This is a genomic window from Kitasatospora sp. NPDC056783, from assembly GCF_042789895.1.
Lineage (GTDB): Bacteria > Actinomycetota > Actinomycetes > Streptomycetales > Streptomycetaceae > Kitasatospora.
Window position 1 is genome coordinate 1 of the sequence record NZ_JBHUAF010000624.1, and the last position, 2,690, is coordinate 2,690.

General features: G+C 78.5%; 1 protein-coding gene. It reads left to right on the plus strand.

Annotated elements, in window-relative coordinates; genetic code table 11:
- Window positions 1-2,394, plus strand: a 2,394-nt coding sequence (locus ACFRMQ_RS39970; protein WP_380735821.1) for a lantibiotic dehydratase, incomplete at its 5' end; no start/stop codon positions are given.
- Window positions 2,395-2,690 lie beyond the last annotated feature (296 nt).

Here is a 2,690-nt window from a genome sequence, read left to right on the forward strand (position 1 = left end):
GCCCTGTCCCGGGAGGACCGGGCCACCAGCGGTGCCCAGGCGCCGACCCCGGCCGCGTACACCGCCGACCACGCCCTGGTGCGCTCCACCGTCCTAGCCCGGCCCGCCCAGCCCTTCGCCTCGGCCGCCGCCCGGGCGCTGCTGGCCGCGCTCGCGGACGCCGTTCCGCCTGCCCTGGCCGCCGAACGAGCCGCCCTCGCGGGCATCTGCCGGGAGCCCGCCTTCACCCGTGCCGTCGCGCTCACCAGCGCCGAACTGCTGCGCGCCGTGGACCGTACGGCGGGGGCGAGCGGGGAGCCGCGCGGCCGGGCACGCAAGGAGGAGGCGGCGGTGCTGCGCCACGCCCTGCGGGCCACCACCAAGACCGGCCCGCTGTCCTGGTTCACCGCCGTCGGCTGGGCCTCGGGGGAGAGACCCCCGGGGGAGGCGGAGGCGGGAGAACCGCGCGCGGTCGTCCGGGAGAACCGGGCGCTGGTCGCCGCACTCGTCCAGGCCCTGCTCGACGAACCGCGCCGCAGCCGGACCCTGCCGCACCGGATGGCCGGCGCCGCCCGGACCGCCGACGGCCGGGCCCGCTACGCCCGCGCCGAGGTGGTGTTCGCGGGCGGGCGCTACCTCGTCACCCGGGAGGAGGAGGTCGAACTCGCCGACCGGCCCGAACTGGCCCTGTTCGCCTCGCTCGCGGCCACCCCGGAGCGGCCGGACCGGCTCGCCGCCAGGCTCGGCGAGGCCCTCGGCCGCCCGGGAGAGGACCCGGCCGCGCACCGCTTCGTCGATCGGCTTCTGGCGGCCAGACTGCTGGTGCCCACCGAGCCGGTCGACCCGCAGGACCCCCAGCCGCTCCGCAGCCTCGCCGGCTGGCTCCGGCAGTGGCCGCAGGGCACCGAGACGGCCGAGCGCGTCGATCGACTCGCCCTGGACACCCAGGCGTTGGCCGAAGCACCGGGCGGGCGCCGGCCCGCGCTGCTGGCCGCGCTCGCCGAGGACTGGCGGCGGGTGCCGGCCGACGCCGGACGGCCCGTGCCGGACGAGGCCGCGCCGCTCAGCGTGCTCAGCGAGGACGTCCACGCACCGGCGCCGCCGGAGCACCGTCCGGGGCCGGCGGACCAGGTGGCGATCGCCGAACTCACCGCGGTCGCCGAGCTGTTCGACCACGGACATCTGATGCGCCGGGCGGCCCGCGACCGGTTCGTCGCCCGCTACGGGGCGGGCGGGGTGTGTGACACCCCGTGGGACTTCGGGGCGGAGGCGGCACAGGCCTGGGCCGAGGCGGCGCCGCCCGGCGAACTGGCCGAGCTGCGCGCCGAGTTCGCGGACCTCCCGGAGACGGACGGCGAACTGCTGCTCCCCGCCGAGCTGGTCCGCGCCCTGGCGGACCGGCTGCCCGACTGGACCGCCGCCCGGCCGCTCGGCTACTCCTGGTTCCTCCAACGCGATTCCGTGGACGGCCTGTTGTGCGTCAACCACGTCTACGGCGGGTGGGGGCGCTTCACCAGCCGGTTCCTCGACGGCACGGCCCCGTGGGCCGCCGACGAAGTCTCCCGGGCGCTGCGGGCCGGGCTCGGCGACGGCGCCCGCGCCGCCCAGGTCCGCCCGGTCGGCGGCTTCAACGCCAACCTCCACCCGCTGCTGCTCGCCGACGAGATCGGCCCCGACCGGCGGTGGACCAGCCTCGCCGAAGCCGACCTCGACCTTGTGCACGACCTCGCGGACGACCAGCTCCGCCTGCGACTGCGGAGCACCGGCGAACTGCTCGACGTCCTCTACCTGGGATTCCTCGCCCCTGTCATGCTGCCCCAACGAATCGGACCACTGCTCGCCGACCACCCCAACGGCGCCGTCGACTTCCGCCCGCTGCTGCCGCGCACCACCCTGGCCGCGCCCGGCGGCAGCGTCCGGCGCACCCCTCGCCTGCGCCACCGGCACGTCATCCTCGCCCGCCGCCGCTGGCACCTGCCCGCCGGGGTGCTCGACGCCCTGCGGGCCGACCTGGCCGCCGACCCGGGCCCGGACGGAGTCCCCGCCACGGCCGTCGCGCGCTGGCGGGCCCGGCTCGGCCTGTCCGAGCAGCTCTTCCTTCACCCCGTACCGGCCGCCGCCGACCCGGCGGGCACCCCGGGCGACGCCTTCGTGGCCCACCTGCGCGCGCCCAAGCCGCAGCCCGTCGACCTCGGCAATCCGCTGCACCTGTGCCACCTGGCCAGATGGCTCACCCGGTACCCGGGCGGCGTGGTGCTGGAGGAGGCCCTGCCGGGCATCGCGGGGCGGACGGAGCCGCGCCGGGCCGTCGAACTGGTGGTGGAGACGTACCGGCCGGGCCGGGGGAACGCGTGGCGCGCCGACGCCCGCCGAGCCGTCCGCCGCGCCACGGCCGAAGGGGCTTCCGATGAGTGACCGGTCCGGCCGTGGGTGCCGGCGCGACGGGCCGGCCCGTCGAGGCCCGTGCGATGCGCGCGGGCGGTCCGCCGACGGCTCGGCGGCCGGGGTCCGTCTCTGCCGGGCGGCACCCGCGGCCGTGCGGCCGGGCGGCGGCGTGGGGGGCGGGCGGTGCTCGCTGTTCCGTCCGTTCCGCCGGGCCGAGGAGAAGCCCGATGAGTGACCCGGCCGGGGGCGTCCGGGGCCGGGGCGGCCCCGTGGCCGCGCGGCCCGAAGGCCGCGCACGGGGCCGTCGTCCGCTGTTCCGTCCGTTC